This window comes from Desulfobaculum senezii, from assembly GCF_054657395.1.
This window is the reverse complement of the sequence record NZ_BAAHYU010000002.1, coordinates 1619203-1644877: the sequence shown is the minus strand read 5'-3', so window position 1 is coordinate 1644877 and position 25675 is coordinate 1619203. Positions and strand designations below refer to the sequence as shown.

Below are 25675 nucleotides of genomic sequence, written 5' to 3'. Positions count from 1 at the left end.
GCATTTTGGCTATAGCAAATGTTTATTCTCGATACGAGAATTATTTTTCAGTTTGAGAAGCAAAATCGCAGTGAAGCAAGGCTTCCAAATGCGGCAGAATATCGCAACACTCTGGAATACATACGCTTTTTAAAAATCACGCCATGTTGGCACCCTCCTTGCCTTAGAGAGTTTCACATCACGTTGAAATCCAAGGAGGTACAATGAAAACCGTACTCAATACCGATGCGGCCCCCGCCGCCATCGGGCCTTACTCCCAAGCTGTCATCAAGGACGGCACCCTCTACGTCTCCGGCCAGCTTCCGGTGGACCCCGCCACGGGCGAATTGGTCGAGGGCATCGAGGCCCAGACACGGCAGAGCCTTGAAAACGTCAAGGCCATCCTGAAAGAGGCTGGCGCCACCTGTGACAACGTCTGCCGGGTCGGCGTTTTTCTGCAGGACCTGAAGGACTTCGGCACCATGAACGACATCTATGCCGAATACTTCACCGGCGGCTATCCCGCGCGCAGCTGCGTTCAGGTTGCCGCACTGCCCAAGGGCGCACTGGTCGAGATTGAAGTCATCGCGGACCTTTAAGGATTCAGGACATATGAGCACAACACGTTTCATTGCCAACAAAACGGCCCGTGCGGCCACACAGAAAGTCGACGTCGATTTTCTGTCCGTCAAGCACGCCAAAGTGGCGCGCGACTTTTTCAGCACCATTGAAGGCTACGCCCCCACCCCGCTGGTAGGCCTGCCCGCCCTCGCCAGCGACCTTGGCGTGGCCAGCTTCCACGTGAAGGACGAGTCCAAGCGCTTTGGCCTCAATGCCTTCAAGGTGTTGGGCTGCGGGTTCGCCATTGCCAACCACATCTGCGAAGTGCTGGACACGCCCATCTCCGAGATGAGCATGGAAAAGCTCTGCTCCGCCGAAGTACGCGAGGCTGTAGGCGAAATCACATTCGTCTCCGCCACGGACGGCAACCACGGCCGCGGCGTGGCTTGGGCCGCCAATAGGCTGGGGCAAAAGTCCGTCATCTACATGCCCAAAGGCTCGGCCAAGGCGCGTCTGGACAACATCCGCGCCGAAGGCGCTGACGCCAGCATCACGGACATGAACTACGACGACGCCGTTCGCCTTGCCTGGCAAAACTCGCAGGAAAAGGGCTGGGTCATGGTGCAGGACACCGCATGGGACGGCTACGAGAAGATTCCCGGCTGGATCATGCAGGGCTACACCACCCTCGCCTTTGAGGCGCTGGAGCAGTTCGAGGAGCAGGAAGGCGCGCGTCCCACCCATGTTTTCCTGCAGGCTGGCGTCGGCTCCTTTGCTGGCGGCGTGCAGGGCCTTTTGGCCGCGCGCTACGGCGACGACAGGCCCAAGACCGTCGTCGTTGAGCCGGAGCTTGCGGACTGCATCTTCCGCTCTGCGCAGGCCGCAGACGGCGACCCGCACTTTGTCACGGGCGACATGGCCACCGTCATGGCCGGTCTTGCCTGCGGCGAACCAAACACCGTGGGCTGGGGCATCCTCCGCGACTACAGCGACGGCTACATCTCCTGCCCGGACTGGGTGGCCGCCAACGGCATGCGCATGCTGGCCGCGCCCAAGGGGAGCGACCCCAAGGTCATCTCCGGCGAGTCCGGCGCAGTGACCACCGGCATCGTGGAGTGCATCATGCACCGCCCCGAGCTTGCCGCCATCCGCGAAAATCTGGAACTGGACGATTCTTCCCGCGTTCTGGTCATCAGCACGGAAGGCGACACCGACCCCGAAATGTACCGCCGCATCACTTGGTACGGCGCCTACCCCGAAGTGGACGAATAAGGAGAGAGGCACGTGATACACGAGGAAGCAAAAAACGCCGTCGTCGCCCTGTGCGCCGATATTATCCAACAGCCCAGCGTCTCCGGCGAGGAAGCCGGCGTCGTCTCCGTCCTTGAAACCTTCATGAAGGAGTCGGGCTTCGACGAAGTCACCGTCGACCGCTACGGCAGCATCATCGGCTGCGTCAAGGGCAACGCCCCCGGCCCCAAAATCCTCTTTGACGGCCACATCGACACCGTGCCCGTAGACGAGCGCCGCTGGACCAAAAAGCCCTTTGGCGCGGAGATTGAGGACGGACGCATGTACGGCCGTGGCACCTCGGACATGAAGGGCGCAGTCGCCGCCATGGCCGTTGCCGCCGCCGAAATGGCCAAGCCCGAGAACCGCAACTTCGCCGGTGAAATCTACGTCGCAGGCGTGGTGCATGAGGAATGCTTCGAGGGTGTGGCCGGCCGCGAAATCAGCAAGAACGTGCAGCCGGACTACGTTGTCATTGGCGAAGCCTCGCAGCTAAACGTCAAGATTGCCCAGCGTGGCCGCGCCGAAATCGTGCTGGAGACCGAGGGCAAGCCCGCCCACTCCGCCTCTCCGGACGAAGGCATCAACGCCGTCCATAAGATGATGGAGCTGGTGCGCCGCGTGGAGGCCCTGACTCCGCCGGAGCATCCCATGCTCGGCAAGGGCACCAACGCCCTGACGGACATCAAGTCCTCGCCCTATCCCGGTGCTTCCGTGGTGCCCTCCGGCTGCCGCGTCACCTACGACCGCCGCACGCTGGTGGGTGAAACCAAGGAGAGCATCCTTGAGCCCATCCAAAACGCCATCGACGCCCTGAAGGCCGAAGACCCGGACTTTGCGGCCACGGCAAGCCTCGCCATTGATGAGGCCCCGTGCCACACCGGCGAGACCATCAGCGCGGAGCGGTTCTTCCCCGCATGGGAATACAGCAAGGACGAAGCCTTTGTGCAGAGCACCCTTGAGGCGCTGCGCGGCATCGGCCAAAGCCCGAAGATTGACCACTACGCCTTCTGCACCAACGGCAGCCACTATGCCGGTGAAGCAGGCATCAAGACCTTCGGCTACGGCCCGTCCCTTGAGACGCTGGCCCACACCGACGACGAGTACATTGAGCTTGATCAACTGCACAAGGCCGTTGAAGGCTACATGGCCATCAGCCGCGCACTGCTGCACACCTAAGAGGGAGTTCCTGCCATGACCAGCACTTTCTATGTCATCCTCGCCTACATGGCGTGCATGATCGGTATCGGCCTGTGGGTTGCCAAGCGCAAGATTCGTGAATCCGAGGACTTTCTCCTCGCCGGTCGCCAGCTTGGCCCGGCCATGATGGCAGGGACTCTCGCCGCCGCCGAAATCGGCGGCGGCAGTACCCTGGGTGTCGCGGCCAAGGCCTATGGCGAGTGGGGTTTCTCCGCTGGCTGGTACGTTGTCAGCGCGGGCATCGGCATTTTCCTCGTCTCCTTTGTTGCGCCGTATCTGCGCAAATCCATGGCGACGACGGTGCCGGAAATCCTCGGCCGCCGCTACGGCCGGACCTCGCACATCATGACGACCTTCTTGTCCATCTCCGCGCTGTTCTTCGCCACTGCGGCGCAGGTCATCGCCACCTCCACCATCATCCACGTTGTGACGGGCATTGAGCTGCAGAAGGTCATCATCCTTGCAGGCTGCGTCGTCACCGCCTACACCCTGATGGGCGGGCTTATGTCGGTTGCGTTCACGGACATCGTGCACATCCTTGTGATCACCATCGGCATGGCCGTCGCAATGCCCATCATCCTGCACAACGCAGGCGGTTGGGACCATCTGGTGTCCACTCTGCCAGCACACCAGATGAGCTTAACCAACGTTGGCTGGAAGACCATCCTCGGCCTTATCCTGATGTACTTCATGACCTTCTCCACCGGTCAGGAAGCCGTGCAACGCTACTTTGCCGCGCGCAATGCCAAGGTTGCCAAGATGGGTTCCTTCATGTGCTCCTGCCTGATGGCCCTGTACGGATTCATCCCGGCGGTCATCGGCCTTGTGGCTCTGTCCCACTTCCCGGACATCGACCCTAACAGCGCCCTGCCCACGGCCGCGCAGCACTTCGCGCCCACCATCATCGCGGGTGTGGTGCTGGCCTCCGTGGTCGCCGCCACCATGTCCAGCGCCTCGGGCAACATGCTGGCCGTGTCCACCCTGTTCACCAAGGACGTGTTCCAGCGCTACATCCGCCCGAACGCAACGGACAAGGACCTTATGACCTGGAGCAAGGGCGCCATCCTGTTCGTCGGCACTTGCTCCGTCATCATCGCCCTTGGCAACTACTCTATCATCTCGCTGCTCATTCTGGCCTTTACCATGCGTGCGGCCGGTCCGTTCGCGGCCTTTGTGTTCGGCCTGATGTACAACAACGCCACCGTCAACGGCGGCCTGTACTCCATCATCCTCGGCTCCGTTGCCGCCATCGCGTGGCAGCAGGCCGGTGAACCGTACGGCATCATGGCCATCGTTTTCGGCTCCCTTGTCAGTACGCTGTCGTTCTTCCTCATCTCCAAGATAGAGATCGCCATGGGCCGCAAGCCCGCCCCGCTGGCCATCACCAAGGAGCATGAAGAAGCCGCCGCAGCCGGAGAATAGTCCACCCCGCCGGAATGTCATCCCCTGCGTCAGCCCCCTCTATCAGGGCCAGACAGCAGGCCCCGACATCCGGCCCAGCCAGCCGCCCCGGCGCACCAGAGCGCGCCTGGGCGGCACCCTCCGGCGGCAGGAAGCAGCCGCCGGACATATTTTACCACCTCCCCTTGCAGGCCGCGCATGTCCACGCGCCGCAAAGGACCAGAAAGCGGGACCACCCGCCCAAGGAGACCGACCATGAAACGACTCATCCACAACGCCACAATCATCGACGGCACCGGCCAGCAGCGCTTTGACGGCTGCGTCATCACCGAAGACGAACGCATCATCGACGTGGTGCGCGGCCAGAACGTGGAAGGCGACTTTGACGAGAAGCTGGACGCGCAGGGCAAGGTCCTCTGCCCCGGCTTCATCGACACCCACAGCCACTCCGACCTGCTCATCTTCCGCCAGAAGCACGTCCCGGCCAAAACCCGTCAGGGCGTCACCACCGAGATTCTGGGACAGGACGGCATCTCCGCCGCGCCCATGCCCACCAAGTACGAAAGCCCGTGGCGCAAGAACCTTGCCGGTCTGGACGGCGATGTGGAGGAGCTGGATTGGTCCTACGAGACGACGGACGGCTACCTGAAGCTGCTGGAAGCCAACGGCAGCGCCCCCAACGAGGGCTACCTCATCCCCCACGGCAACGTGCGCATGGAGGCCCTTGGCCTTGGCAATGTCAAAGCCACGGACGACGACCTGCTGCGCATGCAGGACATCCTGCGCCGCGAGCTTGAAGCGGGCGGCATGGGCCTGTCCACCGGCCTCATCTACATGCCCTGCGCCTACAGCGACACGCGCGAGATGGTCGCCCTGTGCAAGGCCGCCGCGGAGTTTGACCGCCCCCTCGTCATCCACCAGCGCAGCGAGGCCGACACCATCCTTGAGTCCATGGAAGAGGTCATCACCATGGGCCGCGAGTCCGGCGTCAAGGTGCACTTCTCGCACTTTAAGGTCTGCGGCAAAAACAACGCCGACAAGTACGAAAAGGTCCTGCAGCTACTGGACAAGTGCAAGGCCGAGGGCATCCGCGTGTCCTTTGACCAGTACCCCTACGTGGCCGGTTCCACCATGCTGGGCGTCATTCTGCCCCCGTGGGCGCATGACGGCGGCACGGACAACCTGCTCCAGCGCCTCGCGGACGCCGAAGCCCGCAAGCGCATGATTCAGGACATCGAAAACGGCATCGACGGCTGGGACAACTTTGTGCAGTTTGCCGGGCTGGACGGCATCTACGTCACGGACGTGAAGACCGAGGCCAACGCCGACTGCATTGGCAAGAATCTGACGGAAATTGGCGAGCTGCGTGGCATGGACCCGTATCAGGCTACCTTTGACCTGCTGCTGCAGGAAGATAACGCCGTGGGCATGGTGGACTTCTACGGTCTGGAAGAGCATGTGGAAGGCTTTATGCGCCGTCCGGAAATGAACGTCTGCACAGACGGCCTGCTTGGCGGCAAGCCGCATCCGCGTGTGTATGGCTCCTTCCCGCGCGTCCTTGGCCGCTACGTGCGCCAGCGCGGCAGCCTTGGCCTTGAGGAAGCCGTGACCAAGATGACCGGCCGCCCGGCGTCCGTCTTCAGCATTCCCGAGCGCGGCGTCCTGCGCCCCGGCAACTTTGCCGACCTTGTCATCTTCGACCCCGAAACCGTTGAGGACAAGGGCACCTTCACGGACCCCTGCCAGTATCCCGAAGGCATCCCGCATGTCTTCGTCAATGGCGAGGCCGTGGTTCAAGACGGCGAAAACACCGACGCCGCCCCCGGCACGGTGATTCGTTTATAGTTTGTGACTCTTTTATTGCGTCACAACCCCTCTGGGCCCCTCCGCTGCACACGGAGGGGCCTTTTTGTCTTAATTGACGTGGTCGTCGCAGTGGTTGGCATGCTCGTCACAGTACTTGGCACGGATATCTCGGACCGCATCCAAGTTGTCAAGAAAGGCGTCCAGCACCCGCGGTGAAAAGTGCACTCCCCTGCCCTCGCGCAGAATGCTCAAGGCTTTGTCCTCGGGGAAGGCGTCCTTGTAGGGGCGCTTGCTGGTCAGCGCATCAAACACATCCGCCACAGCGCAAATAAGCCCGCACAGAGGGATATCCTCCCCGGCCAACCCCGCCGGATAGCCGGTGCCGTTCCACTTTTCATGGTGGGTCAGGGCAATGCTGGTGCCGATGAGCATATACTCCGAACTGCCCGCACCAAGAATCTTGCCGCCGATGGTGGTGTGCGTCTTCATCGTTTCCCACTCCTGCGCCGTCAGCGGTCCGGGCTTGAGCAAAATGTCGTCCGGAATGCCGATTTTGCCCACGTCGTGCATGGGGCTGGCCCTGAGGATAAGGTCCACATAGTGGTCATCCTGCCCCAAACTCTTGGCGATAAGCGCGGAATAACGGCTCATGCGCTTGATGTGGGTGCTGGTGTCCTCGTCCTTGTATTCCGCGGCGGCGGCAAGATGCAGAATGCTCTCAATATGCGACGTATGCAGTCGATTCAACGTGCGTTGCAGGTCGGCGGTGCGTTCCTCCACCATGCCCGCAAGGTCCTGCTGAAAGAGTTTAATCTCGTCCTGCTGGCGCTTCTGCCGCAGCATGGACGCCGTGCGGACCTCCAGTTCAAAGGCGTCCACGGGCTTGGTGATGAAGTCATTGGCGCCAGACTGCACAGCGCGCAGCCGGTCCGGCTTGTCGGACAGCGTGGTCACAATGATGACGGGGATGTCCTCAGTCTCCGGATTGCCGCGCAACTGCTCCACAAACTGAAATCCGTTCATCTCCGGCATCATGACGTCGGACAGCACAAGGTCGAAGGAGCGGTCCACAATCTGGAGCGCCTCAATAGGCGAGCTTGTGCCGACCACCTCGTGGCCCTGCTTCCGCAGCAGCTCCCGAAGCAGCAAAACGTTGTGCGGTTCGTCATCCAGCACAAGGATGGTATGGCTGTGTGTGGTCATGGTCAGCCCTCAATGAAGCCAGCGCAGGATGCGGGCATCGTTATCGTAAGCCATGTTTCATCGGTTGTGTCGGACGTTTCCATAGCGATGTCATACTGCATGGCGTCGGCCATGAGCCTGGCGGAATAGGTCCCAAGCCCTGTGCCGCCTGTTTTGCCGTATGTTTTGAACTTTTCGAAGAAATGCGTGCGCACTTCCTGCGCCACGGCGCCGCTATTGCGGACAACAGCGGTAAGTATCTCCTGCCCCTGCGTCATGCTGATGGAGATGGCCCCCTGCCGGGGTGAGGCCTCTATGGCGTTGTCCAGCAGGTTGGAGAACATTGTGTAGACGAGGCGCTCTTCACCACAGGCATACAGGCGCATGGCGGGCGTGACGGGCGCGCCGTCCAACTGCACGTTGACCTCCAACTGCTTCACCACCAACTTGTGGTGCGACTGGCCGAGCAGCTTGCGAATAACGGCGAGGATATCCACATCGCCGGGAATGTATTCGTACTCGCCCATTTCCATCTTGAGCAGGTCCACGGAAATATCCAGCATATGCAGCATACGTTTGCCGGAGTCCTCAATGGCGCGGACGATTTCGAGTTGCTCCTCGGTGAGGTTGTCGTCCATCGTCAGCACCTGCGGCAGGCCGATGAGGGTATTGAGCGGGGTTTTGAGGTCGTGACGCATAATGCGCTCCACGTCCTGCTTCAGCCGCTCAAAGTCCTTCTTGTCGGAGATGTCCTCCTTGACCGCCACATAGTGGGTGACGCTCCCTGCGTCGTCCACCACAGGTGAAATGGACGCCTGCTCCCAAAAGAGGGTGCCGTCCTTGCGCTTGTTGCAAATCTCGCCGCGCCACGTTTTCCCGGCGGATATCGTCGTCCACAGCTCGGCGTAGAAGGCGTCGTCGTGCACGTTGGAGCGCAGGATGCCCGTGGTCTGCCCGAGGGCTTCCTCGCGGGAATAGCCCGTTGCCGTGGTGAAAGCGGGATTCACATACTCAATAATGCCCCGCGTATCGGTAATGACCACGGTGGTGGGGCTGTTTTCAACGGAGCGCCAAAGCTTGCGCAGCTGGGTTTCATCGCGCTTGCGGCGGGAGACATCATATAAAATACCATGAAAATGCGTTATCTCGCCCTGCTCATCGCGGATTATCCACGTCATATCCTCCATCCAGCGCATATCTCCGTCGCGTGAGACAAGACGGTACTCCTGCTTAAATTCGGAGCGCTTCGCCTCGCTATGCTGGCGGATTTCCGCGGCCACGCGGTCCACATCATCGGGATGCAGAATGTCGGCGTAGGCAATGTGTCCGCCCAGAAAATCCTCCGGAGCATAGCCAAGGCCTGTGATGTTGTCCGACACAAACTCAACAGGCCAGCCCGGCTCGTTTTTCCACACAAAGGCGTACAGGGGGCTATTGTTCAGGATAAACGCCAACTGCTCGTGCTTGTGCAGTGCCGAAAGGAGACGCTGTTCGTGATGCTTGCGCTCGGTGATGTCCGTCACGCCCTCCAGCACACGGGTCACCTGCTGCCCTTTGTCAAAAACCGGAGCGGAATAGACCGAGTACCACCGCCCGGTCTCCGGGGAATAGCGCTCAAAAGTCGTTGGTTCACCAGTTCGGAATACCTCGCGGACGCCGCAGGTTACACACGGTTTTTCCTTGCCGTAATAAAAGCGATAGCACAGCTCGCCTTCCGGCTGGCGATTCGGAAACATGGCGCGGACATGGTCGTTGACCCATTCAATGCGCATATCCGGCCCGAGAAGTGTCAGGCCCGTGTCCAATGAGGCAAGGATGGCGCTGTAGCGCTGGCGCTCCTGCTCCAGCGAGCGCGCATAGGACTCGGGCAACTCATGCCCCTCCGGCGCCCAAGGCCCTATAGAGGAACAGTGGGCAGGGGCCGGCTGAGGCAAAGCTGGGTCCGCCGCGCGGGGCTGGTCCTCCAATTCCTGCACGCGGCGGCGGAGGGACTCGCACTCACCGCGCAGGCAAAGCAGTTCCATCTGCTCCGCCCGCCGCTTCAGAGCGGCGTCTATGCGGAGCGACATTTCGGTTTTGTTCACCGGTTTTTGCAGCACGGCTTCCGCACCAAGGGCAAGTGCCTGACGCAGGGTTTCGTCATCCACAACAGCCGTCGTGATAAAAAGGCCCGGGGAATGGATGACGTCGCATTCCTCCTCATTCTCCCCGGCTTGCTCCCCGTTATGGTCCCCGTTGTGCGCCCCCTTATGACGGAGATGCTCCACAATGTGCTCCCGCTTCGCGCTGGCGATAGCGGCATCCATCACAATAATGTCCACATCCTCAGGTATGCTTTCGGGGATGTCATGGTCTTCGGGGACGGCATGCACCGTGCCCCCAAGGGACGTGAGTACCGCGACCAAAAGGTGGCGGCTCATCTCGTCATCATCAATAACGAGGAACCGGCTCATGGATATATGGGGGGTACAATCTGCCATATGCATCATCCTGCAAAATCTTCGTGGGCCGCTTGCCCGGCGGAGGGCGGCGCCCATGCACCACCCTCCGCGCGGGTGCGGGAAGGGGAAGGGATGCCGCCAAGAGCGCGGCTAATTCTTACCGTTTGTGCGCAGTTCTGCGATAAGGTCGTTCAGTTCGCCGGACATCGTCGCCAAGCTCTCCAATGCGCGCGAGGACTGTGACATGCCGTCTGCGGTCTGATTCACAATGGTTGAGACTTCCTCAATGGCCTGATTGATCTGCTCGCTGGCCGAGGACTGCTCCTCGCTGGCCGTGGCGATGCCGTCCACCTGTCTGGAGGAATCCACCACCAACTGGACAATGCGCGTCAGGGCGTCTCCGGACTCGCCAGCCAGCTTTGTTGCCCGGTCCACACTGGTCACAGCCCGGTCCATGCTGGCCGCATTCAAGCGCGCTGAGTCCTGAATGGCGCTGATACTGACGCCAACCTCATGCGTGGCGCTCATGGTCTTTTCGGCCAGCTTGCGCACCTCGTCTGCCACTACGGCAAACCCGCGCCCGGCATCGCCCGCGCGGGCGGCCTCAATGGCTGCGTTCAGGGCCAACAGGTTGGTCTGGTCCGCAATGTCGGTAATCACGTTCATCACCTGACCGATAGCTTCGGCCTGCTGGCCAAGGGAGCGCATGCTCTCCTGCAGCTCCGAGGCGGATTCGTGCACTTCCTTAATGGCAGACACCGCGTCGCCAACAACGTTTGCGCCGCCCTCGGCGTGCTCGCGGGCCTTGCCTGTGCTCTCCGCCGTGTAGCTGGCGTTCTGCGCCACTTCCAAAACCGTGGAATTCATCTGCTCCATGGCCGTTGCGGTCTCGGTCATTCTGTCGCGCTGGGTCATTGCGCCTTCGGTCACCTGCCGCACCTGCACGGCAAGCTCCTCGGCCTGTTCGGACATACGGGAGGAAATGGTCTGCGCACGGCCTGCAATGTTTTCCATACGCCTATAGGCCTCCACAATATCCGTCTGGTCCACCACAACCTCAAAGGCGCCGACCACGTTGCCGTCGTCATCCAAGATGGGTGATGCGCTGTACTGAATCTCAAGGTCATTGCCGCCAGGGTGCGCGTCAGTTTCCGATGTTGCGGACTCCAACGAATCCATGGCGCGGGTGCAGGAGCACTGGGCTGTTTTGCAGTCGGACGTTTTGAAGAAGTCGTAACACTTCCGCCCTTCCACATCACCACGCTCCGCATTGCCAAGGCCGATACCAACTTCGTTCATGAAGAGAACGTTGTAGTTTTTGTCGATGGCCATAACCGGAAGCGGCAAGCCGTCAATAAGCCCCACAAGGCGATCCGCAAGCCTGTTCACCCCATCCACAAGCTGCTTAAATCCGCCGGAATAGCCACTGGCATCTGTGCGCGTATGCAGCTTCCCGTGCGAGACCTCTTGCATCATCACGTCCATTTTTTCGGTCACGCCACCTACAATGCCTGCAATGTCACGAATAGCGGCGGCAATGCGGCCGGTCTCGTCCTTTTGGTCCACATCAAGGTGCGCCTGAAAATCGCCCTTGGCCACGGCCTCGGCAAACGCAAGGGACTTGCGCAGGGGCCGCGTGATGGCGAGGGAAATCATCACGGCAAACAGAACGCCGATAACCAGTGCCGCGATCCCTGTGCTTGTCGCAAGGGTGACGGTGCGGCTATTCTGCGCCTGCAGAACAGGCCCTAGGGCGTCCTGATTCTTCACATAGCTGGTCTGAATTTGCTCAATGCGGTCAAGCAGCTGAGGGCCAAGAACATCCAAACTGCTGTGAAGAATCTCTTCTCGCTCGCCTTGGGTCGCGGCATTGGTCATGCGCTCCACAGATGCGGAATACTGTTTGGTCAACGCCTCGAATTCCTTCAGCAGGCGAACGCGCTCCGGGCTCGCGATGCGTTCACGGGCCTCTTCAAGATGCTCGTTCATATCCGCCCAGTTTTCTCTGAACGTCGGCAAAACCTCATCCTCGCCACGGCCATAGTCCTTCATAGCAAGGCGCGCGTTGACCAAGTGGTCGCGCACCTCGCTGGAGAGGTTGGAATTCCGTGCCCAGTTTCTGTAGGTTTCAAAGCCCTTGGCCCCGTGTTCAAGCCCTTGCAATGCCACAACGCCCATGACGACCATCAGGGCAAGAACGACGGCAAAACCACCTGTTACCTTTTTGGAAATCGACAAATCCTTGAGCATAATCCCCTCCCAAGGGTAATGGCCGGCGGTGCATTCTTCTACAATCTGCAGTTTTCCTTGAAGCTCATCCGCGCCACAATGGTGCGGGCCCTTCTTGTATGCACTGCGGGCCAATCATCTTTACAGGAGCAACAACGATGCCATTTTTTCATAGCCACGGTACATTTCAACACCTGCTGAAAAGCCAACCTCTTGCGTGTGTGACGCGCCTTCCACACTGTTTCATTCCCGTGCCGAAAGTGCGATAAAAACGGAAACGGACGAGAAAATCGCACACACTCCGAAAAAACCGGAAGACTGCACTTTCCCATCGAAAAGACGTATCGCCATGACGCACCACTCCCACGGCGGAGGGCAGCACGACGCCGGGCTAAGGGCGCAGCCGCAAGCCGTGCGCGCGGAGCAGTTCATAGAGCCGGGTCTTGGACAGCCCGGAAAGGGCAAGCGCCCGTTCAAGCGAACCTTGCGCCTCGTCCACAAGCATGCGCAGGTAGTCCTTCTCTCCCCGGGTAACTATCTCGCGCCGAAATTCCGCAAACAGGGGCAATGCGCCGCGTTCGGCAACGTGTTGCCCGCCATTTTCCTGCTCCGCACCATGCATCCTGCCCGCCACGGCCGCGCGGAGGGGCCTCGGCAAGTGCTGCGGGCGAAGCTGGGGCGCATCATACGCGGCGGAGACCGCCCGCTCCACAGTTTGGACCAATTCGCGCACATTTCCGGGCCAATGGTACGCCGAAAGGCACGCGACGAAGGCGCGCGACAGCCCCTTTACATCCACCCCGGCGCGGCGGCAAAACTCAGCGCACCAGTGCACGGCAAGGTCTTCAATATCGCCTTCGCGCTCCGTAAGGGGCGGCAAGGCCAGAACAAATCCCTGTATGCGAAACAGCACATCGGCCCGAAAACGCCCCGCGCTCACAAGCGCGTCCATGTCCTGATTGGTGGCGGCAATAAGACGAAAATCACTCCGCCGCTCCAAATCTGCCCCCACGGGCAAAAAGCGGCGCTCCTGCAACACGCGCAGGAACAAACGCTGTACATCAATGGGCAAATCGCCCACCTCGTCCAAAAACAGCGTTCCGCCGTCCGCCTGCGCCACCAACCCTTCCCGTGGCTCCTGCGCTCCGGTAAATGCGCCCCGCGCGTGGCCAAACAGCGTACTCTCCACCAAGGTTGGCGGCAGCGCGGCGCAGTCCACAGTAACAAACGGCCCATTTGCCCGCGCGCTATTGTCGTGGATGGCGCGGGCAAACAGCTCCTTTCCCGTCCCGGTTGCGCCAAGCAGCAGCACGGCGGCGTCGCCGCTGGCGGCCTCTGCCGCGCGCTCTATGCAGGCAAGCAGTCGCGGGCTGGAGCCAATAATGGCATCGCGCCCAAAGGCAGCACTGCTGCGCCGCGCCGTTTTGGATGCCTTGTAGGTTAACGCACGCAGCACCGTCAGGCGCAATTCAGCAAGGTCCACGGGCTTGCGGATATAGTCCCACGCGCCGCTGGTAATGGCCTGCTCCGCCGCGCGGCCGCCCTCCGCAGACGTGATGATGACCACCTCGGGTGCGGCAGGCAACTCAACCCAACGGGGCAGCGCCTCCAGCCCATTGCCATCGGGCAGCGAGACATCAAGCAGCACCACATCATACACGCCGCGCAGCACCTCGCGCTCCCCATGGGCCAGCGTCTGCACCCAAAATGGCGTACAGCCCATCTGCTCCACAGTGCGTGACAGCTGATGCCCTATGAGTTCGTCGTCATCGACGATGAGAACGTACCCCATCCTGCCCTCACATTTCCTCCCGCAGGCTCAGCTGGACATGGCTAAAGCACTCGGTAAGCTGCGGCAAAACGGTTTCCAACTCTCCCCATTGTTCGTCCCGGATAAGCCCCGACGCCCTCTCCGCCAACTCCGCAAGACGCCCCGCACCAATGGTCGCCGCGTTGCCCTTAAGGGAATGCGCCGCCCGCAGGGCGTCCTCAACATCGCGCGCGCGGCAGGCGGCATGCAGCGCCGCAAGGCGCGGGGGCATATTCCGCAGGAAGATTTCAATCAATTCCCCAAGGAGCACCTCGTTGCCATCAAGGTGCGAGAGCACAGCCTCGCGGTCGATAACCGCACCCTTCTTGGCCGCGTCCTCATGTGGCGCAGCAAGGCGCAGCGCCGCGTCAAACTCCCGAAAGTTCATGGGCTTGGTCAAAAAGTGGTCCATCCCGGCCTCGCGGGCCTTTTCTTCGTAGCCGGAAACGGCGTGGGCCGTCAGCGCGACAACAGGCACGGTGCGCGCCGCCTCGCCCGCCTCCCCAGCGCGAAGGCGGCGGGTGGCCTCCAGCCCATCCATCACGGGCATCTCAAGGTCCATCAGCACCACATCGTAGGCGCGCTCCGTGAGCAGCTTCAGCGCCTGTGCTCCGTCGCAGGCAACATCCCACGTATGCCCGAGGCGCTGGAGAAACAGCCCCGCCACCTGCACATTTTCCTCGTTATCCTCGGCAAGGAGGATATGCAGTCCGGTCACCGGCGGCTCATCCTGTGACGCAGGCTTTGCCGCCTGCCGCGCCTGGACCGCCCCCTCATCACCCTTGGGCAAAAGCAGGGAGCAAGTGAACGCGGTACCGTCGCCCAGCGTGCTGTCCACGTCGATAGTGCCGCGCATCATGGTCACCAGCTCCTTGACGATGGCGAGGCCCAGCCCCGCCCCCTCGCGCGCCGCCGAGGTATCGCTGCGGACCTGTACAAAGGCATCAAAGAGGGTTTCCAGATGGTGCTTTGGAATGCCGATGCCCGTGTCGCGAACCTCCAGCACCACGTGCACATCCTCGCCGCTTGCGGACTCGGACGAGGCCAGCACCACCGTGACGCCACCGTGCGTGGTGAACTTGAGGGCATTGCCCAACAGGTTGGACAGAATCTGCCGAAAGCGTACCGCGTCGCCACGGACCACAGGGGCGGCGGAGCACTCCACCTTCACGGCCAACCTAAGCCCCCTGTTGTCAAAGAGCGTGCGGTACGCGTCCGTGACCTCGCGCAATTCGTCCTCAAGGGAAAAATCCGCATCCGCAAGGACCAGCCGCCGCGCCTCAATGCGCGATATGTCGAGGATGTCGTCAATGATGCCCCGTAGCGACCCGGCGGAGCGCTTGAGGATGTCCACCATCCGCCGCTGCTCCGCATTCAGCGGCGTATGCAGCACGTTTTCCGCCATGCCGAGGATGGCGTTCATGGGAGTGCGTATCTCGTGGCTCATTTTGGCGAGAAATTCGCTCTTGGCGGCGTTGGCCTCTTCGGCCTCGCGCTTGGCCTGCTGGAGGGCCATCTCGCTCTTTTTGCGGTGGATAATGCGAAAGAGCGAATCCGCAAACAAGAACAGTTGGTTCACGTCCGAGGGCGTATAGTGCACGTCCTTGTTGCCGACACCAGCCACCGCCACCACACGCCCGCCAACAATAACAGGCACACTCATATGCCGGGTAACGGGGATATGCCCCTCAGGATAGCCATTCCGGTGCAGCGCGGCGGGATAATCATTGTGCACCACGGGCTTTCGCTTACGCACGCAGTCCGCCCATATTCCGGCGTGGTCGAGGGAATAGTGCTCGTTCATATCCATGGAGCACTGCTCGCGGGTCTTTTGGGACCATGAGTGCAGGTTGATTATGCCGCTCTCCTCATCCACAAAGTGCAGATAGCCTATGCGGCTGCGCGTCATGCTCACGGCCTGCTCCAGCGCGTAGTCCGCAATATCCTGCGCCGAGGCCGTCTCCATACGCGCCAGCTCCACCAGCGCCTCCAGCCGCTGCTGGTTAAAGCGATTTTCAACACGCGCCTTTTCCAGCAAATCCAAACTCGCCAAAAGCTCGCGGTTCACGGCCTCCAGTGTCTGCGTCCGTTCGGCAACCTTGGCGTCCAACTTGTCCGCCAGCTTCACCTGTTCCTCAAACATAAACGCACGCTTGAGGCCAAGGGTCACCACAAGGGCAAGAGACTCAAGAATGTCGCGCTTTGCCGCAAAATCGCGGGGAACGCCGCTTCCAACACCCAATACGCCAATGACCTCGCCCTGCTCCATAAGAGGCAGCGACGCCTGCGAGACAATCCCCTCGCGCGCGCAGAGCATTCCCGTACAACCCTGCGTTGACGGCACATCATTGATAAACGCGGGCGTGCCCCGCGCCGCCTCGGCAAGGCACGGACACAAACCATCCTGCTGCAAAATCTCGGACGCGGCGTTGGGGGAGAGGCTGAAGCCATGCATTCCACGCGGGACAAACGCGCCATTTTCCTTGAGGAGAATCATCACAAACGGCACGGAAAACGAATCGCTCACGCAACGCAGGATGGCACTCACCATCTCATCCAACCCCGGCGCGGCATTCACCTCGCGCATGAGTTCGGCAAGGGCGACCATGTCCGTTATGTCCCACGCCACGCCGCCCACCAGTGGCGGGCGGCCGTCCCGCTCGATGAGAAACTTGACCACCTGATGGACGAAGGACACCCCCTCCCGCGTGGTCAAGCGCTTTTGCCCGCGGATGCCCTCGCCAGCAAGGACGCGGCGGGACTGCGCCTCCAGTTCACGGCCTACGTCCTCGGGATAGTACTGCGACGGGGTCAGCCCCGTGGGGTCGTCTATCCCCGTTGCTTCGCGGAAAAAGGCGTTGGCGTACGTCAGGCGTATGTCTTCGTCCTGCATGAAGACAAGGGCGGGAAGCTGATCCATAAACAGCGCAAACAGATGCTCGGATTCCTTCAGGGCCAATTCTGCGGCCTTCCGTTCCGAAATATCGCTATGCGTGCCAACCATGCGCACCACGGCCCCGGTGTCGTCCACCTCCACCACCCTGCCGCGCGCCTGAATCCATTTCCAGTCGCCGGACTTGGTCCGCATGCGAAATTCCACATCATACGCTCTGGACGCCGCAATGTGGGCTTTAACCTCCCGCTGCGCGCGTTCCTTGTCGTCCGGATGCAGCAGGTCGCTCCACGTCTCGTACGTTGGCTCCAATTCGCCAGGTTCATACCCCAGCATAGTGTTGTAAAGCGGGCTAAAAAACGCCCAGCCCGATGGGATGTGCCAGTCCCACACGCCATCCTTCACGGCGTCGACAGCCATGGCAAACAGCCGCGCCTGCTCCGCTTCCGGCGAATCAGGATCCTCGCACTCCTGCTCCTCCGGAGCGGGAACGGCTGTCACGATGAAAACCGTCCGGCCATCCGACCATGTGCTTTGGGCGGCGGTAAAGGCAAAGGTCTCGCCGCCAACGGCAAGGCGCCACGATATGCCGGTTTGGTCATCGCCTTCGCTCCACGCCCGCAGCATGTCAGCGGCGCGGTGGGCACCAAGCACCTCGTCGAGCCGACTGCCAACACACTCGCCGCCAAAGGCCGCCTTGGCCGCCGGGTTGGCGTACTCAATGCGCCAGTTTTGGGCATCCACCACACAGACCGGCGCTGGCATCTGCTCCACAACCAGCTGCCACTGCTGCGCGGCGGCGCCACAAGCTCCCTGCTGACCGGACTTTGTCATGCATCCCCCTGCCAAACAGCCAAAACAACAGCATCCACCACAGCGCGCCACCTTGGCGCAAGGCCCGGAAAAATCGGCATCGCTCCGGCCCCATTTTCCGAACACACAACACACCCGCCAAGAATAACATACAAAGGACGGACGAAGTCAACTTGCGCCCGTCACAGCTTTGGCGCGGCGCAGAACGCGCCACAGGCGCGGGGCGAGGCCGCGCACACGCAGGCTATGGATATCTGGAAGAAAAGACGCCCCCGGCGCTGAATATGCATTCTCCTTTCGTACAGGAGCCGCGGCGCGACAAGGCTGGACAACATGACGCGCTTTCCTCAAAAAGTCCGCCACGATGCTCCCCTTTCATGGATGCATATGCTATTCTTGGTGAACGTCTGGGAAATCCGTCCCTGTACGGCGCATCCATCAGGCGGCACAGTTCGGCGCGTTTTGGACAATGCTCTGCGGAAATGTCGAAGCCATGCGGGAGGGCTTGGCATGTATCTGAACATCAAGGGTCAATACGAACGGTATTACTTCTGCCACATCAGAAAATGCGGCGGAACGTCGGTGAACAAAATCTTTCTGAATGCCTTCGACAACGAAAGCGGCTTCCTGTTTCAGGAAATCAACAAAGGCAATGTTGTCTATTACAACGGCCTTATCTTCTCAGGCCACACCCTGAACTACCTGAAGGAAGGCAAGTTCCTCTACGCCTTCTCGCACACGCCCCTGCACCAAATCGAACTGCCCGAACGGACCTTCGTCTTCACCTCCTTTCGCGACCCGTGCCAGCGCGTGGTCTCGCACTACAAAAACCTGCTGCGCTGGCGCGAAATTGAAGACGGCAACCCGGACCGGGAAAAGGAACTCACATGGCTTGGGGACACGTTCTCGGACTTTCTGGACAACATCCCCAAGGAGCACTTGCTCCGGCAATTGTACATGTTCTCGCCCTCCTGCAACGTCAAGGAAGCCTTTGAACGCATCCGCTCGCTCAATGCGTACTTCTTCCTGGAGGACATTGAACGCTCGCTGAGCATTCTGTCCACGGTGTTCAACACCAACCTGCGCAACGGCAACTACAACAAAAGTAAAATTGAGGTCAGTATCACCTCCAAGGAATCCGTCCGCCTGCGCGCCATGCTCAAGGATGAATACATCCTTATGAAGCGCCTGCGGCAAGGCTACAACACGCATTGCTTCCCCATGTCCGCCACCGCCGCGGGGCTGTAGCCTGCGCCTGACGCGGCGCCAAGGATTACAACGCAAAACGCCGCCCGGACCACTGGTCCGGGCGGCGTCTGTTTATGCCGTTCACGAAAGAGGGCTGCCTTACTGCTGCATGGCGGCTTCGATGTCCTCAATACTTTTGGGGATGCCGGGGCCAAGGATGCGTGCCCCATCGCCAGTGATAAGCACATCATCCTCAAGGCGCATGCCGCCAAAGTCCACGTATGATTCCACGCGTGCGTAGTCGATAAAGGCTTCGTGGCGGCGTTCGGTCTTCCATTTGTCCAAAAGCGCGGGGATAAAATACAGCCCCGGCTCAACCGTCACCACATGCCCCGGCTGCAAAGTCCGGGCAAAGCGCAGGGCAGACAGCCCAAACTGCGCGGAGCGCTCCACGCCCTCGCCATAGCCCACAAGGTCCTCGCCGAAGCCTTCCATGTCGTGCACGTCCAGCCCCATCATATGCCCCAACCCATGGGGGAAGAAGACCGCATGCGCTCCGGCGGCAACGGCGTCCTCGGGGTTGCCCCGCATGATGCCAAGCGCCGTCAGCCCTTTGGCAATGTGCCGGGCCGTCTTCAGATGAATATCCCGGAAGCTGACGCCCGGCGCACAGGCCTCGCACGCGGCGACCTGCGCATCGTGCAGGATGGAGTACAGCTCGCGCTGGCGCGTGTCGAAGCGCCCATTCACGGGGAAACTGCGCGTAATGTCCGAGGCGTAATGCTCCAAAGACTCCGCGCCGGAGTCGATAAGCAGCATGCGCCCTGCTTCAAGCACGCCATCATGGGCGTGCTGGTGCAGGGTCTCGCCATGGGTTGTGAGGATGGTCGGGAAGGAGTGCAGGCCCCCGGCGCGGGCCACAACGCCCGTCAAAGCTCCGGCAATGTCCCGCTCTGCAACGCCCGGACGCGCCATGCGCATGGCAACGTCATACATCTGGCGCGAGACCAGCTGGGCCTTTTCCAACTCGTCAATCTCCTCTGGCGCTTTGCAGCTGCGCTGGTCAATGACGGCAAGGGCCAACGCGCGCGAGGGAGCGGCGTTGACGGCGTCCTGCGAAATGCCAAGCATGGCGGCCATACGCTCGCGGTTTTCGGCGCGGTACTGCGGCAGCGTGTGCACCTGCCGCCCACCCTTTGTTGCCGCACGCAGCACGTCCATCAGCGCGCGGAGGGAGCCACTGCCCTGCGCGCCCACGCGCTCCGCCCGCTGCGCGACGCTGGGCAGCGGGCCAGTCCAGATAATATCGTCCATGGTGGCGTCCTCGCCCCACAGCACGGCTTCGCCGGTGTCGAGGTCAAGGGTGCCCCACAGGCCGGGGAGGTCGTGCCCGAAGTAATAGAGGAAGGTGCTGTCCTGACGGAAGGGATAACAGTTGTCGGTATAATTCATGGGCGCTTCAACATTGCCGGGAAAAACGGCAATGCCGGACAGGCCGCTTTGCGCCAGCCGCGCGCGGCGCGCGGCGTAGATGGTGCTGTCGAACATGACGGATTCCTTCTGCGGATTGAGTGGAGCAAAAAAGCGAGTGTCGCTGAATGCGCCACGATGTCAAGCTGGCGCGCGGCAATTCTCCAAGCACAAAGGCACGATACGGACAGCGTGCCCCGCGAAAGGAAGCAGACTCAAGCTGGGATCCGAATAACAGCACCAGTTGCAGGACGTGCAAAGGACGGGATTTCAAGCGTCAGGAAAGCTCGCTTTGTGCCCAGCGCCCCGCCGTCTGTCCACCTCTCCCCCTCGCCTTCAAAAGGAAAGGGCCGTGGTGTCCGCCACGGCCCTTTCCGGTTCCATAATCAACTGTATCATTTCCACATCGCTCAGAGGACGATTTGCCCCCGAACAAGCGACGCGGCGATTGCCCACATAATGGCGCAGGTGCACAGGTCCAGCACCTTCCACGCCTTGGCGCTTTGGAAGTACGGCGCCAAGAGGCGCGCGCCAAAGCACAGGGTAAAGAACCACATCAGCGACGCTGTGATGGCCCCAGCACCAAAAACAAACCGTCCGTGCCCCTCAAACTGGCCGCCAATGGCGCCAAGCAGGACGATGGTATCCAAATAGGTCTGCGGATTGAGAAAGGTCACGCCAAGGGTGGCAAGCAAAACAGCCCGCAGGGACTTTTTCTGCTCCTGCATGACGTCCAGCGCCTTGCCGGAAAAGGCGCTCCGCAGGGAGCCAAGGCCATACCAGAACAAAAAGGCGGCACCGCCCCACCCGGCAATGCGGGCAAGGTCGGGATTATTGGCCACCAGCGTCCCAAGCCCCGAGACCCCAAGCGTAATGAGAATGGCATCGCACATGCTGCACAGCAGGGCTATCTGCAAGGAATAATTGCCGCGAATCCCCTGCGACAGCAAAAAGGCGTTCTGCGCCCCGATGGCAATAATAAGACCCGCTCCGGTCCCCATTCCCTGAAGAAACGGCATGATGAACATTGGTGTACCTTGTCCTCCTACAAATGTTTGACTGGCCTCTATCTCTACGGTACCTGTTTGAATCAGTAAAACTCATTTTTTTCATCACCTATAAGTTTTGCTAATACCACTACGAAAGGACGCCAATGCTGGATTACAAGCACCTTGAGGCACTTGCGACGGTTATACGGGAACAAGGCTTTGATAACGCGGCCCGGGTTCTGCACATCACCCAGTCTGCGGTATCGCAGCGGGTCAAGGTGCTGGAGGAGCGCATGGGGCAGGCCCTTGTGGTCCGGGGCACGCCCGTCACCGCCACCGAGGCTGGGCACAAACTGCTCCGGCACTTCGAGCAGGTGCGCCTGCTGGAGGAACAAACGCTCATGGAGCTGTCACCTCAGCTTGTGGAGGGGCCGGTGACGCTGTCCATTGGTGTGCACGCCGACAGTCTGGCGACGTGGTTTCTGGAGGCCGTTGCGCCGCTGGCCTTCCGGCACGGCATCCTGTTGGACCTTGTGCTGGATGACCAAGAGACGACGCACCTCTTGCTCAAGCGCGGCGAAGTGGTGGGCTGTGTTGGTTCGCACGCATCTCCTGTGCAGGGCGGGCAGACCTTTCCCCTTGGGCGTATGCGCTACATCCTTGTAGCGGCGCCGGATTTCGCGCAGATGTGGTTCCCGGCCGGCGTCAGCGAAAACGCCCTCTCCCGCGCCCCCGCCGTTATCTTTAATCGCAAGGACGAGCTGCATTTCCGTTTTCTGGAGCAACACTACGGCCTCAGGGTGGGTGACATCCCCTTTCACATCATGCCCTCGTCCGAGGCCTTTGTAGAGGCAACCCTGCGCGGCATGGCCTACACCCTTGTGCCGGAATTGCAGGTTCTGCGGGAGCTTGAACAAGGCCTGCTCATCAATCTCGCCCCGGACAAATGTCTGGAACTGCACCTCTACTGGCACACATGGGGGCTGGACGTGGACGCCGTAAACATCCTGACCCAGCTTGTAGTCAAACACGCCCGCACTGTGTTGCCGCAATAAGCGGCGCGGGAGGGGAAGAGGTGGGCAGGCTACGTCATAACCGGAAGGGCTGGAATGGCAGGAGCAAACAGGCGAACAGGCAGGCGGAGAAACGGGCACACGGTGGCAGGACAAGAAGCCAGACGCGGGAAAGCGAGGCGCACCCGGCAGGACGAATAACGCACGCACCGCTCCCCCCTTCCGCCAGCCTCACAGTTCGAGACTTCACACGCAAAAAGACGGCCACAGCGCAGTGCTGTGGCCGTCTTTTTGCGTATCAGCCAGACAGTCCGTCCGGAGAAAACACGGGCAACTCGTGCGGCCCACTCTACGCCGCATCGCCCTCACGGGCTTGCAGCGCCGCCGCCCTAGGATGGTTGACGATGCCGCCATACAGCGCCGGAACGGTCTGTCTGTGGCCACCACGGATATCTATGCCCGTTCCGCCAAGCTCCTCGGGCCACTGGAGTACACGTGTGCGCGGGCGGTACATATCGAGAAAGTCAAAGTTCGCCGTGGTGAACCCGGACACGTCGTGCCCAAGGTTACGGGCAATGGTCAGCGCCTTGAGGAAGACCTCGGGCATAAGCACCGCAGACCCGATATTCAGGAGCGCCCCGCGGCCCATGCTGGCGATGGTCTCTGTTATGATTTCAAAATCCCGAAAAGACGTCGCCCCAAGCGCCGCGCCGTCGCACGCCGGGTGCTGGTGGATAATGTCGCCCCCCACGGCCACATGGATGGTGGCAGGAATGCCCAGTTTGTAGGCAGTATACAGGACACTCTCTTCCTTGTGGGGCAGGTTTTCGGCATCGATGATGCGGCCAATGCCGTACCCATAGCCCTTCCCGTCTGCCGCGGCCTCACATATGGCCCGGTTCATGAGCGCGCCGGTCTCCTCCACCATGCCAAAGCTGCCGTCGCGCAGGCCGTTTGGCACATGCTCGGAGGTTTGGCCGATGAGGGCAATTTCAAAGTCGTGGATGGACACCGCGCCGTTGCCCGAAATGTGATCAATAACGCCCCGCTTCATCAGGTCGATAAGCAGTGCGCCGCATCCTTCCTTGATGACCGCGCCGCCCATCATCACCACGACCTTGCCGCCTTCCGCCTTGGCGCGAAGCACATGCTCCACGAGGTCCTGCATGTTGGGCACCGTCTCCGGCGCTGCGGCGTCACCGGCGCGCAGCATCATGCCAAGGTGAAACTTGTTCTCGCGTTCAGCGATGGGAAACGTCTTAATCTTGGAAAAATCGAGCATTACGGCCTTCTTTGCATCAGGAGGCTTACGCCTTCCGGTGGAGAGTCTTCGGAAAAGGGCCTCGCGGCGCGCCAAAACCGCCGCGCGCATGAAAAAGGCCCCGGTCACAGTGACCGGAGCCTTGTCTTTGTATATCAGCCGAAACGTGCGCCACAGCGCCGCCCCGGCAAGGTCTGGCCAGCGGGAGTGGTATCAGTTCCACGTCCGGCGGGCAAGACGCGAGGCCGCCCGCTACTGCACCGTCGCGGCGGCCTCAGGCGCAGCGGACACAGCGCACAGCAGGCCAAACAGCTAGGTCTGTAAGGTTCTCACTCTCTCACTCTCTCTTCTCTTAGCCAAACACAATACAACCCCACACCACAGCGGCGAGGGCCAATGCCATGAACACAGCGGCGGAGCCGAGGTCCTTGGCGAGCTTGGAATATTCGTTCCATTCGGAGCCAAAGCGGTCCACCACGGCCTCCACTGCGGAATTCAGCAGCTCCGTGATGATCACCACCATCCAGCTTCCAATCAGAAGCGCCCGCTCAACACCCGTATCCCCAATCCACAGGCCCAGCACCACCGCCGGGACCAAAATGGCAAATTCCTCCTGCACAGCCTTCTCGCTGCCTAGTGCAGCCCGCAGGCCCTGCATGGAGTATTTCGTCGCATTAACGATGCGCTCAATTCTGCTGTTCATTCCAATCTCCGATATTGACAAACAAAAAGCCCTTTCTCCTACGCCGGAGACAGGGCAACCGTCAAGAAACCGTAACACTTCGTGCGGCAGGTGCCGCGCTGGCGCTCCTGTGGGTGGTTACGCCACGCTTGTATTTACCTCCGGTGGCTTAAGGACTCCCGTCCTTGTATATTGACCCCTGATCCAAAGGCGGAGAAAAAAGAAAGCCGCCTCCATGAATGGCATGAAGGCGGCTGTTGCGGCAGACCGTACGTCCTTGAGTAATGAACTCGTTGTTAAGCTGGGTCGCCGCAATATGTAGTACAAACTCGAATGATTGTTAGAGCACAAAGCTCGAATTTGCAAGGAAGAGTGAGCTACGATGAAACGCACCATGGGCATTGACGTATCGAAGGCCAAGCTTGATGTCGCCATTTCTGGTGACGACAGCACGTCCACTGTTGAAAATAACCCTTCGGGTTTTCAGCAAATCGTTGAGACTGCAGAAGCGCATAATGTTGAGCTCGTCATCGTGGAAGCGACAGGTGGATATGAGTCTGACGCCGCAGATTTTTTGATGGAGCAAGGCATTCCCGTCGCTGTCGTAAATCCGCGCCGTGTGCGTGACTTTGCCCGGAGCCTCGGAGTGTTGGCGAAGACGGATCGTATTGATGCTCTTGTTCTTGTTCAGTTTGGGGAAGTCGTCCCTGTCCGGGAAAATCAAAAAGTCCGGGCAACTCAGCGCAAGCTGGAAGCTCTTGTTAACCGTCGCCGGCAGGTCGTCGAAATCCTTTCCCGGGAGCGCGTTCGCTTGCAGCGAGCTTCGTCTGATGTGCGCCCTTACATTGAAGACGTTATTGCGACTCTGAGAACGCAAGAAAAGAGCTTGTCACTTGAAATCAAGAAACACATTCTCAGTGACAAAGATTTTTGTGACAAGGCAACTTTGCTTGAAACCATGAAAGGGATTTCGTCAGTAACCTCTGCGACTCTTCTTGCTTTCTTTCCTGAGTTGGAGACGTTAACGCCGAAGCAAGCAGCCTCTCTGGCAGGCTTGGCACCATTTAGCAGAGATAGCGGCAAGAAAACGGGGCAACGCTGCGTTTGGGGTGGGCGAATAAAAGTACGCAGCGCCCTTTACATGAGCGCAATCTCAGCGACTGTCTGGAACCCTGCAATTCGAGCCTTCTACCAGCGTCTTTGCGATGCGGGCAAACCTAAAAAGGTCGCCCTCACTGCCTGTGCAAGGAAGCTTCTCGTAATTTGCAATGCGATTTTACGGACGGGAAAACCTTGGGATCCTGCACTTAACGCTTGATTGCCAATACGATTGCTTAAGAATCCTGCGTGCGCACAGTCCGTTTGCGCGTAGAGAGGACTGTCGTCACCCCTGACAACTCCCGCCCCTCGGCCAACCCCTTATTTTTTGGACGGCTTCCGTCCAAAAAATACTAAGGATTGTTAAGG

At 60.4% G+C, this 25675-nt stretch carries 17 protein-coding genes; 8 read left to right on the top strand and 9 right to left on the bottom strand.

Features of this window, described 5'->3' with window-relative positions; genetic code table 11:
* Positions 1 to 203 precede the first annotated feature (203 nt).
* The 5 genes from ACYQ2T_RS08130 to ACYQ2T_RS08110 all read left to right on the top strand — a co-directional run bounded on the left by ACYQ2T_RS08130 (position 204) and on the right by ACYQ2T_RS08110 (position 6276).
* The gene (locus tag ACYQ2T_RS08130; protein WP_459899882.1) at positions 204 to 578 is read left to right on the top strand and encodes a RidA family protein; all 375 of its coding nucleotides are present in this window, start codon (positions 204 to 206) and stop codon (positions 576 to 578) included.
* A gap of 13 nt (positions 579 to 591) precedes the next feature.
* A complete protein-coding gene (dpaL, locus tag ACYQ2T_RS08125; RefSeq protein ID WP_459899880.1) occupies positions 592 to 1812 on the top strand; it encodes a diaminopropionate ammonia-lyase in 1221 nt (406 codons plus the stop codon).
* A 12-nt stretch (positions 1813 to 1824) separates the two neighbouring features.
* The gene (locus ACYQ2T_RS08120) at positions 1825 to 3009 is read left to right on the top strand and encodes a YgeY family selenium metabolism-linked hydrolase (protein ID WP_459899878.1); all 1185 of its coding nucleotides are present in this window, start codon (positions 1825 to 1827) and stop codon (positions 3007 to 3009) included.
* Positions 3010 to 3024: 15 nt separating this feature from the next.
* Positions 3025 to 4452 carry a sodium:solute symporter family protein gene (locus ACYQ2T_RS08115; protein ID WP_459899876.1) on the top strand — a complete coding sequence of 476 codons (1428 nt, stop codon included), beginning with the start codon at positions 3025 to 3027 and terminating at the stop codon, positions 4450 to 4452.
* A gap of 234 nt (positions 4453 to 4686) precedes the next feature.
* Positions 4687 to 6276 carry an N-acyl-D-amino-acid deacylase family protein gene (locus ACYQ2T_RS08110; protein WP_459899874.1) on the top strand — a complete coding sequence of 530 codons (1590 nt, stop codon included), beginning with the start codon at positions 4687 to 4689 and terminating at the stop codon, positions 6274 to 6276.
* A gap of 69 nt (positions 6277 to 6345) precedes the next feature.
* On the opposite strand, the gene ACYQ2T_RS08105 is transcribed toward ACYQ2T_RS08110, so the two are convergent.
* The 5 genes from ACYQ2T_RS08105 to ACYQ2T_RS08085 all read right to left on the bottom strand — a co-directional run bounded on the left by ACYQ2T_RS08105 (position 6346) and on the right by ACYQ2T_RS08085 (position 17626).
* Positions 6346 to 7440 carry an HD domain-containing phosphohydrolase gene (locus tag ACYQ2T_RS08105; RefSeq protein ID WP_459899872.1) on the bottom strand — a complete coding sequence of 365 codons (1095 nt, stop codon included), beginning with the start codon at positions 7438 to 7440 and terminating at the stop codon, positions 6346 to 6348.
* Positions 7441 to 7442: 2 nt separating this feature from the next.
* Positions 7443 to 9899, bottom strand: a complete 2457-nt coding sequence (locus tag ACYQ2T_RS08100; protein WP_459899870.1) for a PAS domain S-box protein — start codon at positions 9897 to 9899, stop codon at positions 7443 to 7445.
* Between the two features lie 111 nt (positions 9900 to 10010).
* Positions 10011 to 12110 carry a methyl-accepting chemotaxis protein gene (locus ACYQ2T_RS08095; protein WP_459899868.1) on the bottom strand — a complete coding sequence of 700 codons (2100 nt, stop codon included), beginning with the start codon at positions 12108 to 12110 and terminating at the stop codon, positions 10011 to 10013.
* Positions 12111 to 12480: 370 nt separating this feature from the next.
* A complete protein-coding gene (locus ACYQ2T_RS08090) occupies positions 12481 to 13881 on the bottom strand; it encodes a sigma-54-dependent transcriptional regulator (RefSeq protein ID WP_459899866.1) in 1401 nt (466 codons plus the stop codon).
* 7 nt (positions 13882 to 13888) lie between these two features.
* On the bottom strand, positions 13889 to 17626 hold the full coding sequence (locus ACYQ2T_RS08085; RefSeq protein WP_459899864.1) for a GAF domain-containing protein: 3738 nt from the start codon (positions 17624 to 17626) through the stop codon (positions 13889 to 13891).
* A gap of 489 nt (positions 17627 to 18115) precedes the next feature.
* On the opposite strand from ACYQ2T_RS08085, the gene ACYQ2T_RS08080 reads away from it, so the two are divergent.
* Positions 18116 to 18853, top strand: a complete 738-nt coding sequence (locus ACYQ2T_RS08080) for a sulfotransferase family 2 domain-containing protein (protein WP_404844923.1) — start codon at positions 18116 to 18118, stop codon at positions 18851 to 18853.
* 99 nt (positions 18854 to 18952) lie between these two features.
* On the opposite strand, the gene ACYQ2T_RS08075 is transcribed toward ACYQ2T_RS08080, so the two are convergent.
* Together ACYQ2T_RS08075 and ACYQ2T_RS08070 are read right to left on the bottom strand one after the other, a co-directional pair.
* Positions 18953 to 20341 (bottom strand): aminopeptidase P family protein, encoded by a 1389-nt coding sequence (locus tag ACYQ2T_RS08075; RefSeq protein ID WP_459899862.1) that lies wholly within the window; start codon positions 20339 to 20341, stop codon positions 18953 to 18955.
* Between the two features lie 332 nt (positions 20342 to 20673).
* Positions 20674 to 21291: a LysE/ArgO family amino acid transporter gene (locus ACYQ2T_RS08070; RefSeq protein WP_459899860.1), complete on the bottom strand. Its 618-nt coding sequence runs from the start codon at positions 21289 to 21291 to the stop codon at positions 20674 to 20676.
* A 125-nt stretch (positions 21292 to 21416) separates the two neighbouring features.
* On the opposite strand from ACYQ2T_RS08070, the gene ACYQ2T_RS08065 reads away from it, so the two are divergent.
* Complete coding sequence (locus ACYQ2T_RS08065) at positions 21417 to 22307, top strand: LysR family transcriptional regulator ArgP (RefSeq protein ID WP_404844920.1); 891 nt, start codon at positions 21417 to 21419, stop codon at positions 22305 to 22307.
* Between the two features lie 307 nt (positions 22308 to 22614).
* Here the strand turns inward: ACYQ2T_RS08065 and ACYQ2T_RS08060 are convergent, their stop codons facing one another.
* On the bottom strand, positions 22615 to 23547 hold the full coding sequence (locus tag ACYQ2T_RS08060; protein WP_459899857.1) for a GSU2086 family protein: 933 nt from the start codon (positions 23545 to 23547) through the stop codon (positions 22615 to 22617).
* A gap of 331 nt (positions 23548 to 23878) precedes the next feature.
* Complete coding sequence (locus tag ACYQ2T_RS08055; protein ID WP_459899855.1) at positions 23879 to 24229, bottom strand: diacylglycerol kinase; 351 nt, start codon at positions 24227 to 24229, stop codon at positions 23879 to 23881.
* 361 nt (positions 24230 to 24590) lie between these two features.
* Here ACYQ2T_RS08055 and ACYQ2T_RS08050 point away from each other — a divergent pair, with 361 nt between their 5' ends.
* On the top strand, positions 24591 to 25526 hold the full coding sequence (locus ACYQ2T_RS08050; protein WP_459899853.1) for an IS110 family RNA-guided transposase: 936 nt from the start codon (positions 24591 to 24593) through the stop codon (positions 25524 to 25526).
* Positions 25527 to 25675 lie beyond the last annotated feature (149 nt).

Coding starts and splice junctions, on each gene's coding strand:
- ACYQ2T_RS08115 (WP_459899876.1), top strand. CDS start 3,025: ATGACCAGCACTTTCTATGTCATCCTCGCCTACATGGCGTGCATGATC.
- ACYQ2T_RS08060 (WP_459899857.1), bottom strand. CDS start 23,547: ATGCTCGATTTTTCCAAGATTAAGACGTTTCCCATCGCTGAACGCGAG.
- ACYQ2T_RS08055 (WP_459899855.1), bottom strand. CDS start 24,229: ATGAACAGCAGAATTGAGCGCATCGTTAATGCGACGAAATACTCCATG.
- ACYQ2T_RS08090 (WP_459899866.1), bottom strand. CDS start 13,881: ATGGGGTACGTTCTCATCGTCGATGACGACGAACTCATAGGGCATCAG.
- ACYQ2T_RS08095 (WP_459899868.1), bottom strand. CDS start 12,110: ATGCTCAAGGATTTGTCGATTTCCAAAAAGGTAACAGGTGGTTTTGCC.
- ACYQ2T_RS08110 (WP_459899874.1), top strand. CDS start 4,687: ATGAAACGACTCATCCACAACGCCACAATCATCGACGGCACCGGCCAG.
- ACYQ2T_RS08080 (WP_404844923.1), top strand. CDS start 18,116: ATGTATCTGAACATCAAGGGTCAATACGAACGGTATTACTTCTGCCAC.
- ACYQ2T_RS08050 (WP_459899853.1), top strand. CDS start 24,591: ATGAAACGCACCATGGGCATTGACGTATCGAAGGCCAAGCTTGATGTC.
- ACYQ2T_RS08085 (WP_459899864.1), bottom strand. CDS start 17,626: ATGACAAAGTCCGGTCAGCAGGGAGCTTGTGGCGCCGCCGCGCAGCAG.
- ACYQ2T_RS08100 (WP_459899870.1), bottom strand. CDS start 9,899: ATGGCAGATTGTACCCCCCATATATCCATGAGCCGGTTCCTCGTTATT.
- ACYQ2T_RS08070 (WP_459899860.1), bottom strand. CDS start 21,291: ATGTTCATCATGCCGTTTCTTCAGGGAATGGGGACCGGAGCGGGTCTT.
- ACYQ2T_RS08065 (WP_404844920.1), top strand. CDS start 21,417: ATGCTGGATTACAAGCACCTTGAGGCACTTGCGACGGTTATACGGGAA.
- ACYQ2T_RS08105 (WP_459899872.1), bottom strand. CDS start 7,440: ATGACCACACACAGCCATACCATCCTTGTGCTGGATGACGAACCGCAC.
- dpaL (WP_459899880.1), top strand. CDS start 592: ATGAGCACAACACGTTTCATTGCCAACAAAACGGCCCGTGCGGCCACA.
- ACYQ2T_RS08075 (WP_459899862.1), bottom strand. CDS start 20,341: ATGTTCGACAGCACCATCTACGCCGCGCGCCGCGCGCGGCTGGCGCAA.
- ACYQ2T_RS08130 (WP_459899882.1), top strand. CDS start 204: ATGAAAACCGTACTCAATACCGATGCGGCCCCCGCCGCCATCGGGCCT.